General features: G+C 68.5%; 13 protein-coding genes. 10 read left to right on the top strand and 3 right to left on the bottom strand.

Annotation, left to right across the window (positions count from 1 at the left end):
* Window positions 1-112: 112 nt before the first annotated feature.
* Window positions 113-706, top strand: coding sequence for an IMP cyclohydrolase (locus DFW101_RS12735; RefSeq protein WP_009181935.1), 594 nt, complete (start codon window positions 113-115; stop codon window positions 704-706).
* A gap of 154 nt (window positions 707-860) precedes the next feature.
* Here the strand turns inward: DFW101_RS12735 and DFW101_RS12730 are convergent, their stop codons facing one another.
* On the bottom strand, window positions 861-1,865 hold the full coding sequence (locus DFW101_RS12730; RefSeq protein WP_009181934.1) for a glycosyltransferase family protein: 1,005 nt from the start codon (window positions 1,863-1,865) through the stop codon (window positions 861-863).
* A 157-nt stretch (window positions 1,866-2,022) separates the two neighbouring features.
* Here DFW101_RS12730 and ilvD point away from each other — a divergent pair, with 157 nt between their 5' ends.
* From ilvD to DFW101_RS12685, 8 genes are all read left to right on the top strand, one after another.
* Window positions 2,023-3,699 carry a dihydroxy-acid dehydratase gene (gene ilvD, locus DFW101_RS12725; protein ID WP_009181933.1) on the top strand — a complete coding sequence of 559 codons (1,677 nt, stop codon included), beginning with the start codon at window positions 2,023-2,025 and terminating at the stop codon, window positions 3,697-3,699.
* A gap of 391 nt (window positions 3,700-4,090) precedes the next feature.
* A complete protein-coding gene (locus tag DFW101_RS12715; RefSeq protein ID WP_009181932.1) occupies window positions 4,091-4,837 on the top strand; it encodes a class I SAM-dependent methyltransferase in 747 nt (248 codons plus the stop codon).
* 77 nt (window positions 4,838-4,914) lie between these two features.
* Window positions 4,915-6,180: a histidine--tRNA ligase gene (gene hisS / locus DFW101_RS12710; protein ID WP_009181931.1), complete on the top strand. Its 1,266-nt coding sequence runs from the start codon at window positions 4,915-4,917 to the stop codon at window positions 6,178-6,180.
* Window positions 6,181-6,361: 181 nt separating this feature from the next.
* Window positions 6,362-8,167 carry an aspartate--tRNA ligase gene (gene aspS, locus DFW101_RS12705; protein WP_009181930.1) on the top strand — a complete coding sequence of 602 codons (1,806 nt, stop codon included), beginning with the start codon at window positions 6,362-6,364 and terminating at the stop codon, window positions 8,165-8,167.
* 4 nt (window positions 8,168-8,171) lie between these two features.
* Window positions 8,172-8,699: a peptide deformylase gene (def, locus tag DFW101_RS12700; protein ID WP_009181929.1), complete on the top strand. Its 528-nt coding sequence runs from the start codon at window positions 8,172-8,174 to the stop codon at window positions 8,697-8,699.
* 8 nt (window positions 8,700-8,707) lie between these two features.
* Entirely contained in the window at window positions 8,708-9,685 is a 978-nt protein-coding gene (gene fmt / locus DFW101_RS12695; protein ID WP_009181928.1) for a methionyl-tRNA formyltransferase, read from the top strand.
* 122 nt (window positions 9,686-9,807) lie between these two features.
* On the top strand, window positions 9,808-10,653 hold the full coding sequence (locus tag DFW101_RS12690; protein WP_009181927.1) for a DUF116 domain-containing protein: 846 nt from the start codon (window positions 9,808-9,810) through the stop codon (window positions 10,651-10,653).
* Window positions 10,650-12,005 (top strand): RsmB/NOP family class I SAM-dependent RNA methyltransferase, encoded by a 1,356-nt coding sequence (locus DFW101_RS12685; protein WP_009181926.1) that lies wholly within the window; start codon window positions 10,650-10,652, stop codon window positions 12,003-12,005. The genes DFW101_RS12690 and DFW101_RS12685 overlap by 4 nt, the downstream gene beginning before the upstream one ends.
* 183 nt (window positions 12,006-12,188) lie before the next feature.
* On the opposite strand, the gene DFW101_RS12680 is transcribed toward DFW101_RS12685, so the two are convergent.
* Window positions 12,189-12,506 (bottom strand): DMT family transporter, encoded by a 318-nt coding sequence (locus DFW101_RS12680; RefSeq protein WP_009181925.1) that lies wholly within the window; start codon window positions 12,504-12,506, stop codon window positions 12,189-12,191.
* Between the two features lie 200 nt (window positions 12,507-12,706).
* Window positions 12,707-13,528 carry a hypothetical protein gene (locus DFW101_RS12675; protein ID WP_009181924.1) on the bottom strand — a complete coding sequence of 274 codons (822 nt, stop codon included), beginning with the start codon at window positions 13,526-13,528 and terminating at the stop codon, window positions 12,707-12,709.
* 233 nt (window positions 13,529-13,761) lie between these two features.
* Here DFW101_RS12675 and DFW101_RS12670 point away from each other — a divergent pair, with 233 nt between their 5' ends.
* Window positions 13,762-14,799: an aldo/keto reductase gene (locus tag DFW101_RS12670; protein ID WP_009181923.1), complete on the top strand. Its 1,038-nt coding sequence runs from the start codon at window positions 13,762-13,764 to the stop codon at window positions 14,797-14,799.
* Window positions 14,800-14,823 lie beyond the last annotated feature (24 nt).

Raw genomic sequence — 14,823 nt, 5'->3', positions numbered from 1 at the left:
CCGCGACGTCCGGCCGCGACCGCAAACGGTCCGGCCGGACGCCCGGCCAGGAAGCGTCCTTGCCTTCAACGGGCGACTGTGGCACCCGCTTTGAAAAAAGCGAGGTTATGCCATGGATTTCCTGCCCATCAAACGGGCGCTTCTAAGCGTCACGGACAAGTCCGGCCTGCCCGAGCTGGCCCGGTTCCTTGTCGCCGCCGGCGTCGAACTCGTCTCCACCGGCGGCACCCGAAAGCTCCTGGAGGCCTCCGGCCTGCCCGTGACCTCCGTCAGCGACGTGACGGGTTTCCCCGAGATCCTCGGCGGCCGCGTCAAAACCCTGCACCCCTTCGTCCACGGCGGCATCCTGGCCGACAAGGACAACCCCGAACATCTCTCCACCCTGGCCACCCACAACATCGCGCCCTTCGACATGGTGGTGGTCAACCTCTACGCCTTCGGCAAGGCGCTGGAGAAAAAACTGCCCCTGCCCGAAATGGTCGAGCAGATCGACATCGGCGGCCCGACCTTGCTGCGGGCCTCGGCCAAGAACTTCTCGAGCATCCTGGTGGTGCCGGATCCGGCCTTCTACCCCGAGATCATGGACGCCCTGGCCCAGAACGACATGCGGGCCCCGCTGCCCCTGCGCCAGAAAACCGCCGCCGCCACCTTCCGCCAGACCAGCACCTACGACGACGCCATCGCCACCTATCTGGCCAACGCGTAAAACGTAAAGATGCCTCCGGCGGCCGGGAGGGGGTCACCCCCTCCCGGACCCACCCGAATGGACCGCCGGCGTGCACCGTGCCGCCCCTCCCGCCCGGGGTTTCCAAAGGGGGGTCCCCCCCCTTTGGCCCCCGGAGGCATCTTCTCTCCTCTCCCTATCTGGCCATGCCGAGAAAAAAACGCCGCTCCCCCTCGGCCAGGGGCAGGCGCTCGTCCGTGGCCAGCATGGCGTAGGCCTTGGCCACTGCGGCCCGCACGGCCGGCAACCGGGCCAGCCGCTCCCCGGGCGCGCCGGCGGCCGCCCGGGCCACGGCCGTGTCGAGGACGAGCCGGGCCCTGGCCGTGACGGTGTGGCCGGAGAGGACCGCGCGCCGGCCGGCGGCCGCCAGTGTGGGCAGGCCGGGGTCGGCCAGGGCGGCCAGGGCGGTTGCCGCCGCCTGGGCCGGGTCGCCGCGCCGGTAGGTCAGGATGTCCCGGCCGGGGGTGAAAAGCTCGGCCAGGCCGTTGCCGGTGGCCTCGGTCAGGACGGCCGCGCCGCAGGCCATGGCCTCGAACAGCCGGAAGTTGAGCTCCCCGGCCGCGGACTGGTTCAGCACGATGCGGCTGCGGCCGAAGACGGGCTGGTAGCGGCCGGTGGTGGCGTAAAGCGGGGCCAGCTTGCGAAAGGCCGCCAGAAACGGCCGCCGGCCGGCGTTGACCGCTCCGTCCAGGGTGCCGACGAAGGAGACCGGGATGTCGCGGGCCACGCCCGGGTCGCGGTCGCGGCCGGGATCGCAGAAAAGCGGCATCCACACGGCCGGCCGGCCGGTCGGCGTCTCCGCGAAAAGCGGCAGGTAGTCCTTCTGGGCCACGAAAAAGGCGTCAAAGGCCGCACTGTACGGCACGTGCCAGGGGTGCATGTACTGGTCGATGGAAAAGCCGATGGTCACGGCGGGCAGCGTCTCCAGGCCGAAGATCCAGGGCGTCTGGCAGCCGTCGCACCAGAAGGCCAGATCCGGGCGGAAGCCCTTGGCCGCCAGGAGATCGAGCAGCCGTTTGCAGGAAAGCGGCTCATCGAGCCGCACGTCGCAGTCCGGCGTGGTGCCGATGGACAGGACGTCGTGGCCGCGCTTGCGGAAGGTGGCGACAAAGGCCGTGTTGTGCAGGTTGACGATGCGCATGGCCGCTCCGATGGCCCCTGCTACCCTGCCCGCCGGGCCGGATCAAGGCCGGGGCCGGCCACGACGCCCGGCCCCGGCCTTGCCAGCCGGGCCCCGAATGTGGAAAACTCCCCCCGCGGCCAGCCGGCCCCCCACATCTGCCCCAAGGATATCCGCCATGCGCAGCTCGATTTTCAAGAAAGGTCTGGAAAAAGCCCCCCACCGCTCCCTGCTCTACGCCCTGGGCCTCACCAAGGAAGAGATGGAGCGGCCGCTGGTCGGCATCGTCAACTCGGCCAACGAGGTCGTGCCCGGCCACATCCACCTCAATACCATCGCCGAGGCGGCCAAGGCCGGCGTGCGCCTGGCCGGCGGCACGCCCATGGCCTTTCCGTCCATCGGCGTCTGCGACGGCCTGGCCATGAACCATGCGGGCATGCATTTTTCCTTGGTAAGCCGCGAAATCATTGCTGACTCCATTGAAATCATGGCCATGGCCCATCCCTTCGACGCCCTGGTCATGATCCCCAACTGCGATAAGGTCGTGCCCGGGATGCTGATGGCCATGCTGCGCCTCAACATCCCGTCGATCATCGTAAGCGGCGGCCCGATGCTGGCCGGCACCACCTCCGAAGGGTCCTGCGACCTGATCGACGTGTTCGAGGCGGTCGGCAAGTTCAAGCGCGGCACCATCGACGCCGAAGGCCTGGAAGAGCTCGAGCAGAACGCCTGCCCGGGCTGCGGCTCGTGCTCGGGCATGTTCACGGCCAATTCCATGAACTGCCTGTCCGAATCGGTGGGCCTTGGCCTGCCCGGCAACGGCACCATCCCGGCCGTCACCGCCAAGCGCGTCCGGCTGGCCAAGACCGCCGGCATGCGGGTCATGGACCTCTTGGCCAAAAACATCCGGCCCCGGGACATCGTGACGGAAAAAAGCATCGAGAACGCCGTGACCATGGACATGGCCCTTGGCTGCTCGACCAACACGGTGCTCCACCTGCCGGCCGTTTTCGCCGAGGCCGGCCTGCCGCTGACCCTCGACATCTTCGACCGCATCTCGCGCAACACCCCGAATCTGTGCAAGCTCTCCCCGGCCGGCCACCACTACCTCGACGACCTCGAACGGGCCGGCGGCATCCCGGCCGTCATGAGCGCCCTGGCCGAACGCGGCCTCATCCACCTGGACGTCCTGACCGCCACCGGCAAGACGGTCGGCGAGAACCTCTCCGACCTCAAGGCCCGGGTCAAAAACTTCGACGTCATCCGGGCCAGGGAGCCTTATGCGGGCGAAGGCGGCATCGCCATCCTGCGCGGCTCGCTGGCCCCAGACGGGGCCGTGGTCAAGCAGTCGGCCGTCAAGCCGGCCATGATGCGCCACACCGGCCCGGCCCGGGTCTTTGACGACGAAGAGTCGGCCAACGCCGCCATTCTCGGCGGCACGGTCCAGGCCGGCGACGTGGTGGTCATCCGCTACGAAGGCCCGCGCGGCGGGCCCGGCATGCGCGAGATGCTCTCCCCCACCTCCAACATCATGGGCATGGGCCTTGGCGAATCCGTGGCCCTTATCACCGACGGCCGGTTCAGCGGCGGCACCCGCGGCGCGGCCATCGGCCACGTCTCGCCCGAAGCCGCTTCCGACGGACCCATTGCCCTGGTCCGGGAAGGCGACACCATCGAAATCGACATCCCGGCCCGAAAGCTCAACCTGCTCGTGGACGCGGCCGAGCTCGACACGCGCCGGGCCAGCCTCGTGCACCCCCAAAAGGAGATCACCTCCCCGCTCCTGCGCCGCTACGCCGCCCAGGTCACCTCGGCCGCCCAGGGCGCCGTATACAAGGACCCCCAAGGCCTGTAAGGGGAAGGGAGAATCGGGAGAGAAGATGCCTCCGGCGGCCGGGGGGGATCATCCCCCCCGGACCCCCTGGAAGGGGGGGCGGGAGTGTGGGAAGCGGGTGGCGGATTGGTCGTGGACGGGGGTGCGACGTGTGGCCGGAATCGGCCGGGCGACGCACGCCGCAAAGCCGGCGGGCACGCCCGGCCGATTCCGGCCACACAGGCCCGTCGCCCCGAAGACGGGGCGAAGTGGGTGGATTTTTGCTTTGAAAGCCTCGGAGAGGTCGACTTGATCGTCCGCTCGGAGACGACAGGACGAGTGCGCCCCCTTGAAGAGTTTTTGGGGAGGGAGGGGGTCCGGGGGAGGGACCCTTTGCAAAAGGGGTTCCCTCCCCCGGTTCTCTCGAAATATTATGTGGGACAAGGAAACGGCCAGGCGGTACGACGCCTGGTTCCAGACGCCGCCGGGCGAGTTCGCCCTGAAGCGGGAAATCCGGCTGCTCGAGCGCATGACGGCCGGCTGGCCGCGCCGTGGCCAGCGGCTGCTTGAAGTCGGCTGCGGCACGGGCATTTTCCTGGACGTGCTGCACAGCGCCGGCTTCGAGGTGACCGGGCTCGACGCCTCGCCGGCCATGCTGGAGGCGGCGCGGGCGCGGATGGCCGGCCGGGCCGACCTGCACCTGGGCGACGCCTCGCACCTGCCCTTTGACGACAACGAGTTTGATTTCTGCGTGCTTTTTACGGTCCTGGAATTCTGCCGCGACCCGGGGCTGGTCCTGCGCGAGGCTGGCCGGGTGGCCAGGAAGGCCGTTTTGATCGGCTTTCTGAACCGTTTTTCCTGCTACGGCCTGTCCATGCGGCTTTTTCCGGGCCGGGGCAAAGGCCCCTTGCGCACGGCCCGGTGGTTCACGCCCTGGGGGATGGGCCGGCTGGCCCGGGAGAGCCTGGGGCGGCCGCCGATCCGGATGCGTTCGGTCCTCCCGGGTCCCAAGGCGACGTGGCGCGAGTCCCCGCCGTGGCGGCACCTGAACGCTCCGATCCTGTCCCTGCCGCTAGGCGCCTTTTGCGCCTGTTCGGTCAGCCTGACCGGCGAGGCGGTGATGACGCCCCTGCCCGCGTTCAAGGCCAAGGCCTGTCTGGGGTGCGGCAGCGCCTTTTGACAAGCTTTCCCGTCTCGTCTAGACTTTTTCCTCTTTTTTAACGACGCGTCACGCGCGCCCACCCGGGATTTGCCTTCATGGACAAGATTCAAAAAATCAAAGGCTTTGCCGACCTTTTTCCGCCCGACTCCACGGTCTTCGCCTTTATCGAGCAGACCGCCCGCGACGTGTTTTCCCGCTACGGCTACCGGGAATTGCGTGTGCCCGTCCTTGAGCGCACAGAACTCTTCTCCCGTTCCATCGGCGAGGAGACGGACGTGGTGCAAAAGGAAATGTACACCTTCCCGGACCGCAAGGGCCGTTCCCTGACGCTGCGGCCCGAGGCCACGGCCGGGGTCATGCGGGCCTTGATCGAGGACAAACGGGCCGGCGAGGGCCTGGCCAAGTTTTTCGCCTACGGCCCCATGTTCCGCTACGAACGGCCCCAAAAGGGCCGGATGCGCCAGTTCCACCAGATCGACGTGGAGGCCGTCGGCTCCCCGGAGCCGCTTCTCGACGCCGAGGTCCTGCTCATGCTCGACCAGTATCTGCGGGCCCTGGGCCTCTCCGAACTGACCGTGGAGCTCAATTCCCTGGGTTGTCGGGAATGCCGGCCGGTCTTTCTGGACGTCCTGCGCGAGTTTTTAAAGGGCATGCACAAGGAAAAGCTCTGCGACGACTGCATGCGCCGGAAACTCACCAATCCGCTGCGGGTCCTGGATTGCAAGGTGCCCCAGTGCAAGGAGTTCACGGCCGACGCGCCGCGGATCACCGACCACCTCTGCCCGGACTGCGCCGAACATTTCGCGGCCGTGCGCCGCATCCTCGACGCCGCCGGCCTCGACTACACGCTCAATCCCCGGCTGGTGCGCGGGCTCGATTATTACGTGCGCACCACCTTCGAGATCGTCTCCGGCAACATCGGCTCCCAGTCGTCGGTTGCCGGCGGCGGCCGCTACGACGGGCTGGTTGCGTCCCTTGGCGGGGCGGACGTGCCGGGCGTCGGCTTTGCCTGCGGCATGGAGCGCCTGGCCCTGCTGATTGGCGGTGTGACCGAGGCGGCTCCGGATTTCGTCCTGGTCGTGCTCGATCCGGCCGGCCTGGACCGTGGCCTGCTCCTGGCCCAGGACCTGCGCCGGGCCGGATTTGCCGGCGAGGCCCCGTTCGCCGCCAAGAGTGTCAAAAGCCAGATGCGGGCCGCGGACAAGTCCGGGGCCAGCTTCTGTCTGGTCCTCGGCGCCGACGAGCTGGCCCAAGGCACGGTGGTGGTGAAAAACATGCGGGCCGGCGGCCAGGAAACCGTCGGGCAGGACCTGCTCCCCGCCTTCCTGCGCGCCCGCCTGGAAGAGGCCCAGGGAGAGTAAGGCGAAGATGTGGGGGCGCCGCCCCCACGCCCCCGCCGGGGGGGATGATCCCCCCCGGACCCCCTCGATGGGGACGGATTGTCGCAGCCGACTGCAACCGATAAAAGTTTTTGAAAAGGGGTGTGGGGAAAAACTTTTTTCAAAAAGTTTTTCCCCACATTCTTGAAAAAAGGATTCCTTCATGAGCGATGTGCTTGTCCTTGACCGGCTGGACGACTGGCGGCGCACGAGCGACTGCGGCGCGCTGCGGGCGGCCGATGTCGGCTGCGAAGTGTGCCTCATGGGCTGGGCCCAGTTCCGGCGCGACCACGGCGGCCTGATTTTCATCGACCTGCGCGACCGGGGGGGGCTCACGCAAGTGGTCTTCTGCCCCGAGGGCAGCGAGGCCGCCCTGGAGCGGGCCCATGTCCTTCGCACCGAATACGTCCTGGCCGTCAAGGGCACGGTCCGGGCCCGGCCGGAAGGCATGGCCAATCCCAACATGCCGACCGGCGCGGTCGAGGTGGTGGTCACGGAGTTCAAGCTCCTAAATACCGCCGCCACCCCCCCCTTCCCCATCGAGGACCGCATCGACGCCTCGGAGATGCTCAGGCTCAAGTACCGCTACCTGGACCTGCGCCGCCCGAAGCTCGCGGCCAACTTCCTCCTGCGCCACAAGGCCGTCCAGAGCATCCGCCGCTACCTCGACACCCTGGGGTTCCTGGAAGTGGAGACGCCCGTCCTCACCAAGTCCACCCCCGAGGGCGCGCGCGACTTTCTGGTGCCGAGCCGCATGACCAATGGCGCCTTCTACGCCCTGCCCCAGTCGCCCCAGCTCTTCAAGCAGCTCCTCATGATGTCCGGGTTCGACCGCTACTACCAGGTGGTCAAGTGTTTCCGCGACGAGGACCTGCGCGCCGACCGCCAGCCCGAGTTCACCCAGGTGGACATCGAGATGAGCTTCGTCGACGAGGAGCAGGTCATGAACATGGCCGAGACCATGGTCCGCACCATGTTCAAGGAGGCGGCCGACATCGCCCTGCCCGATGTCTTCCCGCGCATGACCTTTGCCGAGGCCATCCGCGACTACGGCCTGGACAAGCCGGACATCCGCTTTGGCTTGAAACTCGTGGACGTGTCGCCCATCGTCCGGGAGAGCCAGTTCCAGGTCTTTGCCAAGGCCGAGCTGGTCAAGGGCATCCGGGTGGCCGGCGGCGCGGCCCTCTCCCGCAAGGAGATCGATGACCTGACGGAATTCGTGAAAATCTACGGGGCCAAGGGCCTGGCCTGGATCAAGATCAAGGAAGACGAGTGGCAGTCGCCCTTTGCCAAATTCTTAAGCGACGCCGAGCGCCAGGGCCTGATCGAAGCCCTGGACATCGAGGTCGGGGACATCGTGTTCTTCCAGGCCGGGGCCCCGGACATGGTCAACACGGCCCTGGGGTATCTGCGCATCCAGCTCGGCGAGCGGTTCGGGCTCATTCCCGAGGGCACCTTCGCCCCGGTCTGGGTCACGGACTTCCCGCTCCTGGAATACGACCCCGAGGCCAAGCGCTACGCCGCCCGCCACCACCCCTTCACCGCGCCCCAGCCCGGCAACCTCGAACGCCTGGCCGACGCCCCGGCCGAGGCCCTGTCCCGGGCCTACGACCTGGTCTTAAACGGCAGCGAGATCGGCGGCGGCTCCATCCGCATCCACGACCGCGAGACCCAAAAGGCCATGTTCGCGGTCCTCGGCATCGAGGCCGGGGAGGCCGAGGACAAGTTCGGCTTCCTCCTGCGCGCCCTGGAGTACGGGGCCCCGCCCCACGGCGGCATTGCCTTTGGCCTGGACCGCCTTATCATGATCCTCTCCGGCGCCAAATCCATCCGCGACGTCATCGCCTTCCCCAAGACCCAGAAGGCCATGTGCATGCTGACCGAAGCGCCGGGCGAGGTAGCAACCGCCCAGTTGCGCGAGCTTGGCATCAAGCTGCGGACCCGGGACAAGGACAAGGAAACGCCGTAAGACCATGTCGCTTGAGATACTCAAATACCCCCACCCGACGCTGGCCCAAAAAGCCGCGCCGGTGACGGAAATCACGCCCGAGATCCGGGAGCTGGCCGCGGCCATGGCCGAAACCATGTACGCCAACCAGGGCATCGGCCTGGCCGCGCCCCAGGTCGGCCGCTCCATCCGGCTGGTGGTCATCGACCTCTCGGGGCCCGACAAGCGCGAAGGCCTCATGACCCTGGTCAATCCGGTCATCACCGACCCGGCCGGGGAGGAAGAGGACGAGGAAGGCTGCCTGTCGGTGCGCGATTACCGCACCAACGTCGTGCGGGCCGCGACCGTCACGGTCAAGGCCACGGATCTGGACGGCAACCCCTTTTGCCTGGAAGCCGACGGCCTGCTCGCCGTCTGCCTCCAGCACGAGATCGACCACCTCGACGGCGTGCTTTTCATTGACCACATAAGCCGCCTCAAACGCGCCATGTACGACAAACGGGTGAAACGATGGGCCAGACAGGAAGCGGAGAAGGACCGGGAAAACTCGTAGCGGTCTTCATGGGCACCCCGGAGTTCGCCGCCACGGTCCTCCGGCATGTCCTTGAAAGCGACGACGTCACCGTCGCGGCCGTCTACACCCAGCCGGACCGGCCGTGCGGCCGGGGCAAGAAGTGCCGGCTCGGCCCGGTCAAGGAGCTGGCTCTCGAAAAGGGCCTGCCCGTGCACCAGCCGGAAACCTTCAAGGACCCGGCCGAGGTGGCGACGCTCGCCGCCTACAAGCCGGACGTCCTGATCGTGGCCGCCTACGGCATGATCCTGCCCCAGGCCGTCCTCGACGTGCCGACGGCCATGCCCATAAACGTCCACGCCTCGCTTCTGCCGGCCTGGCGCGGCGCGGCCCCCATCGAGCGGGCCGTCGCGGCCGGGGACACCATGACCGGGGTGACCATCATGCGCATGGTGGCGGCCCTCGACGCCGGGCCCATGATCATGCAGCGGGTCCTGGCCATCGGCGTCAACGACACGGCCGGCATGCTCCGGGCCGAACTGGCCGACCTCGGCGGCCGGGTGCTCGTCCACTGCCTCAAAAGGCTGCGGACAGGCGGCGTGCCTATGGTCGAACAGGACCCGGCCCGGGTGACATACGCCAAAAAGATCGAGAAGTCGGAAGCCTTTATCGACTGGTCCCGGCCGGCGGCCGAGGTCCACAACCTGATCCGGGCCATGACGCCGCATCCGGGCGCGTTTTTCTTCTGGCAGCAGGCCCCGGACAAGCCGGCCCTGCGCATCATCGCCCATCCGGGCAAGGTCGGCTGTCCCCTGCCGCCCGGCGCCTGCCCCGGCGACATCCTCGGCATCATGGACTGCCATCTGGCCATTGCCTGCGCCGACGCCGTGTACCTCATCCCCACGGTGGTGCCGGCCGGCAAGCGGCCCATGGACGCCAAGGCCTTTTCCTGCGGCTATCTCGGCAAGTGCGGCGACGACGCCACCATGGCCGTGTGCGGCCTGCCCGAAGCGGACGATCCGGCCTGACGGCCGCAAGTGCCCCCCGGGTGCGGCGGACGGCCGGGGAGGGTGGGGATTTTTTGGTGGGACAACCGCGCGAACGAGCCGAAAGGGCCGCCACGGTGTCCCGGACGATGACCGGAGTATTGGTGGAACGAAACGAACCCTCGAGAAAGCGGCTTTTTATCGGCCTGTTGTGCGGCACGGGCCTGTGCGTCTGCGCGGTTTTGGCCCTGGTCTGGATCATCCCGTACATCGGCCTGGCCAACATCCATCCGCTGGCTCCCTGGGTGCTCGGCGCGGTCTTTGCCGTGGCCATCCTGGTGGTCCTGTGGGCCACCGTGGGCCTGGCCGCCAGCGTGGCCCTCGGCCGGGCCATGTTCGGCTCGGACCGGCTGCGCGGGGTCATGGCCAAGGTCTTCCTGCCGCTCATGACCATTTTCGCCCGCCTGTTCGGCATTTCGAAAAGTCGGGTGCGGGCCTCGTTCATCAAGGTCAACAACGAGATGGTGGCCGCCCGGACCGGCTGCTACACGCCGGCCCAGGTCCTGGTGCTCCTGCCCCACTGCCTCCAGTCCAGCCAGTGCCTGCGCCGCCTGACCTACGACATCAACAACTGCAAACGGTGCGGCCAGTGCCCGGTCGACGGACTCCTCGCCCTGTCCGAAGCCTACGGCGTCCATATCGCCATCGCCACCGGCGGCACCATCGCCAGGCGCATCGTGGTCCAGAAGCGGCCGCGGCTGATCGTGGCCGTGGCCTGCGAGCGCGATCTTTCGAGCGGCATCCAGGACACCTACCCCATCCCGGTCTACGGGGTCCTAAACGACCGGCCAAACGGCCCCTGCCTGGACACGCAGGTCGCCCTGCCCCACCTGGAAAGCGCCCTGCGCCTCTTTCTGGTCCAGGGCGAGGCCCGCCAGCCGGTGTTCGGCAAAATGAAACTGCTCGCTCCCTACGCCGCCTCGTCCTCGGCCCTGGGCGGTCGCCGATGAGCCAGCCCGTCACCGCCGGCCCGCCGCCGGCCCGCAAACTGGCCCTGGCCGTCCTCGGCCGGGTGTTTCCCGCCAAGGGCGCGGCCCGTGGCCCGGGTCCCGGCGGCGGCCAGGACGTCCAGGCCGCCCTGGACACGGCGCTGGCCGGCACAAAGGGCCTCGATCCCCGGGACCGGGGCCTGGCCACGGAGCTGGTCTACGGCTACCTGCGCCTTTGCGGCCGCATCGACTGGATGCTGTCGCGGTTTCTCAAAAAGCCCGAGGCCGTGCCCCTGCCCGTGCGCCGGGTCCTGGGCCTCGCCGTCTACGAGATCCTCTACTGTTCCCGGGTGCCGGCCTACGCCTCGGTGGACTGGGCCGTCTCGGCCGTGCGCCGGCTGTCCGGCAAGGGGCTTGGCGGCATGGCCAACGCGGTCCTGCGCCGGGTGGCCGCCGATCCGAAGGCCCTGGACGATCCCGAATTCTACTGCCCGGACCGCTGCGACGAGGCGACCTATCTCTCCCGCTATTATTCCTGCCCGGAGTGGATCGTCGGCCTGTGGCTGCGGGATTTCGGCCCCACCGACACCCGGCTCTATCTGGCCGCCCAGGTCGAGGCCGCGCCCCTGGGCCTTCGGGTCAACCGGTCCCGGCCGGACGCCCGGGCCCTGTTCGACGCCCTGGCCGCCCTGCCCGGGGTCCGGCTGGCCGATTTTCCGACCCTGGCCGTGCCGGCCGGCACGGATCTGGCCGCCGCCGGAGTGGACATGGGAGCCGCCCTGGCCGAGGGCCGGCTGTCCCGCCAGTCGGCCGGGGCCCAGCAGATTTTGAGCCGGCTCGGCCTGGCCGATTGGCCCGAGCCCGTCTTTGACGCCTGCGCCGGCCGGGGCGGCAAGGCGCTTTTCCTGGCCGAGGCCGGGAAGCGGGTCTTTGCCGGGGACATGCACGCCACCAAGCTGGCGGGCCTGCGCAAGGAAACCCTGCGCCTCGGCCTGCCGCCCGTGGCCGCCTTCCGGGCCTCGGCCACGCGCATGCCGCTTCTCTCCCCGCCCGGCACCATTCTCCTGGACGCCCCCTGTTCGGGTCTCGGCGTCCTGTCCCGCCGGCCCGACGCCAAATGGCGTCGCGAGCCCGAGGACCTTGCGGGCCTCGTCCGCCTCCAAGGGGCCATGCTCGAAGCCGCCTACGCCGCCCTTCCCCCGGGCGGCCGCCTCGTCTACGTGACCTGCACCGTCAACCCGGCCGAAAACGAGCAGGCCATCGACCGGCTCGGCAACCGCCACCGCAACCTGCTCCTCGAAACCGAGGCCCCCGTGGCCCCGGACACGGCCCTTGGCGAGGTCTTCTACGGCGCGGTCCTGCGCAAGCCGTAAGCGGTGGGAGGGGCGTCGCCCCTCCCACACCCACCCCACCGAGGGGAATGATCCCCCCGGCCCCCCTCGGCGGGGGGCCGGTGTCCCGCGCACCCTATGGAAAGTTTTTGGGAAGGGGTCCGGGGGAACCTTTTTTTCAAAAAAGGTTCCCCCGGCCGCCGGAGGCATCGAAAACGCCTCCGGTCAGGGCGCGAGCTTGAGGGTCACCACCCCGGCCACGATGAGGGCCACGCCCGCGAAACGTGGCAGGCTGGCCGGATCGCCGAAAAAAGCCACCCCCAGGCCAAAGGTTCCGGCCGCGCCGATGCCCGTCCACACGGCATAGGCCGTGCCCATGGGAATCTGCCGCTGGGCCAGGTACAGGAGCCAGCCGCTGGCGGCCATGCCGACGCCGGCCAGGACCAGGCCGAACGTGGCCCGCCCCGGCCCCTGGGCCAGTTTGAGGCCCACCGGCCAACTGATTTCGCACACCGCCGCCAGCAGCAGATACATCCATGCCATGGGCTTTTCCTCCTTGGAAAGGCAGGGGAGAAGCCTCCGGCGGCCAAAGGGCTGCCGCCCCTTGGAATCCCTGTCCACGTCCGTGGCGCCGCGCCGTTGCCCCCGAAGTCCTTCCCCGGGCAATCCCCTTATCTGCAAGAGCCTTTACGGCAAAGGGTTTCCAAAGGGCAACGCCCTTTGGCCGCCGGAGGCAGCCCCCCCTACCCTACCGCCAGGGCGTCCATGTCGTCGCCTGTGCCGGCGAAGTGCAGGAAATAGGCTGCCTCGTAGGCGGCGGCCAGGCACCGGGCCTTGAGCCCGTGGTAGAGGTCCGGCCGGTCGCGGAATCCGGCCCGGAAGGCCGGATCGGCCAGAAACGGGTAGTGGTTGAAAAGCGCCGTGGCCCACAGGGCGTTGAAACGCGGGTCGAGCCAGGTGACCGGGCTTCGGGTCAGCAGATGGTGGCTGAGCGGCCGCATCTCGAAGAGCATGTCCCGGGAATCCGGCCGCCTGGTTTCCGCGTAGGCCGCTTCGAGGACCGGCCCGTGGACTTCCGGGGTGAGGACCAGCACCCCGGTCTGGGCCACCCGGTCCGGTCCGGTGTCAAAGCCGTAGTGGTGGTAGAACCCCTCGGGCGTGGCGTCGTCCGGCCCGGCCAGGCCGTGGCCGGCCAGATAGGCCCGGATCTTTCCCGCCGCCGCGGCGTAGGCCTCGGGGCTTGGGCTGGCGAAGGCGTCCACCGCGCCGAAGGTGTCCGGCGGCACGCCCTCGAAGACGTTCGGCGCGTCCGGGCGGATGACGATGTCGGCGTCGAGCCAGGCCACCTGGTCGCAGCCGGCCGCCTTGGGGTGGCGCATGAGCAGACACTTCTGCCAGGCCGGCGACCGGGACCGGCCGAGCGGGCCGTCGTCCAGGAGCCGGTCGAGGACCACGAGCGAAAGGCCGTGGGCCCGGGCATAGGCCTGGAAGGTCGGCGCGGCCTGGGCCGCGAACCGTTGTCGGTACCGGTCGCCAAGGACCAGGGTGAAAAGGGCGCGTTTCATGGGGATGGCTGCCGCGTCTCCCCGGCGGGGCCACGGACGGGGTCACGGTAGCCGAGGTCCGGCCCGGGCGGCAAGCCGTCCAAGCGGCGGCAAACGGGCCGGCGTTGCCTTTTTTTCTCCCGCCGTGTTAGGGTGGACGGGAAAATCCCCCTTTCCGGGCCGGCATCCGCCAGCCTCCGGCGAGGGAAGCGGAACACGGAGGTTCCCCCATGCCTCTTAACAGGAGAGAATTCATGGCACTATCCGTTACAGGCGCCGCCACCTGCCTGGCCGCCGGCCAAGGCCTGGCCGCGACTTCGACCGCCCCTCCCCAAGCGGACCGGACAGGCCAGCCGTCCGAAACGCCCGCCACCACCCGCAAGGGCGATATGCTCTACCGCACCCTCGGCCGCACCGGCGAGACGATCTCGCTTGTCGGCATCGGCGGTTCCCACCTGGGCAAGCCCGAGGAGGACGAGGCCATCGCCATCGTGCGCCGGGCCGTGGACGCGGGCGTCACCTTCATGGACAACAGCTGGGACTACAACCAGGGCGACAGCGAACTGCGCATGGGCAAGGCCCTCAAAGACGGCTACCGCGACAAGGTCTTTCTCATGACCAAGGTCGACGGCCGCGACAAGAAGACCGCCGCCCGCCAGATCGAGGAATCGCTCATGCGCCTGCGCACCGGGCGGGTCGACCTCATGCAGTTCCACGAGGTCATCCGCATGGAGGACGCGGACCGGTTTTTTGCCAAGGACGGGGCCCTGCACGCCTTTCTGGAAGCCAGGCAGGCCGGCAAAATCCGGTTTATCGGGTTTACGGGCCACAAGGACCCGGTGGTCCACCTGCGCATGCTGGAGCTTGCCCGGGAGCACGAATTCACGTTCGACACCGTGCAGATGCCGCTCAACGTCATGGACGCCCATTTCCGGAGTTTCCAGAACCAGGTCCTGCCGGCGGCCCTCGGCCAGGGCATCGGCGTGCTCGGCATGAAGCCGCTTGGCGGGTCGTTTATCGTCAAAAGCAACGCCGTTTCGGCCAAGGAATGCCTGCACTACGCCATGAGCCTGCCGACCAGCTGCGTCATCACCGGCATCGACAGCCTGCCCCTCCTCGACCAGGCCCTGGAGGCGGTCAGGACCTTCGAGCCGCTGACCGCGGACCAGACCCGGGACCTGCTCGCCCGCACCAGGGAGCTGGCCCGGTCCGGACAGTACGAACCCTTCAAGACCACCAGCCATTTCGACAGCACGGCCCAGAATCCGGAATGGCTGGGACCACCGGAATAGCGGCCGGGCGGACACGCCGCCGCT

Origin of the sequence: Solidesulfovibrio carbinoliphilus subsp. oakridgensis (assembly GCF_000177215.2) — a bacterium.
GTDB lineage: Bacteria > Desulfobacterota > Desulfovibrionia > Desulfovibrionales > Desulfovibrionaceae > Solidesulfovibrio > Solidesulfovibrio carbinoliphilus.
This window is presented reverse-complemented; position numbering and strand designations above follow the sequence as displayed.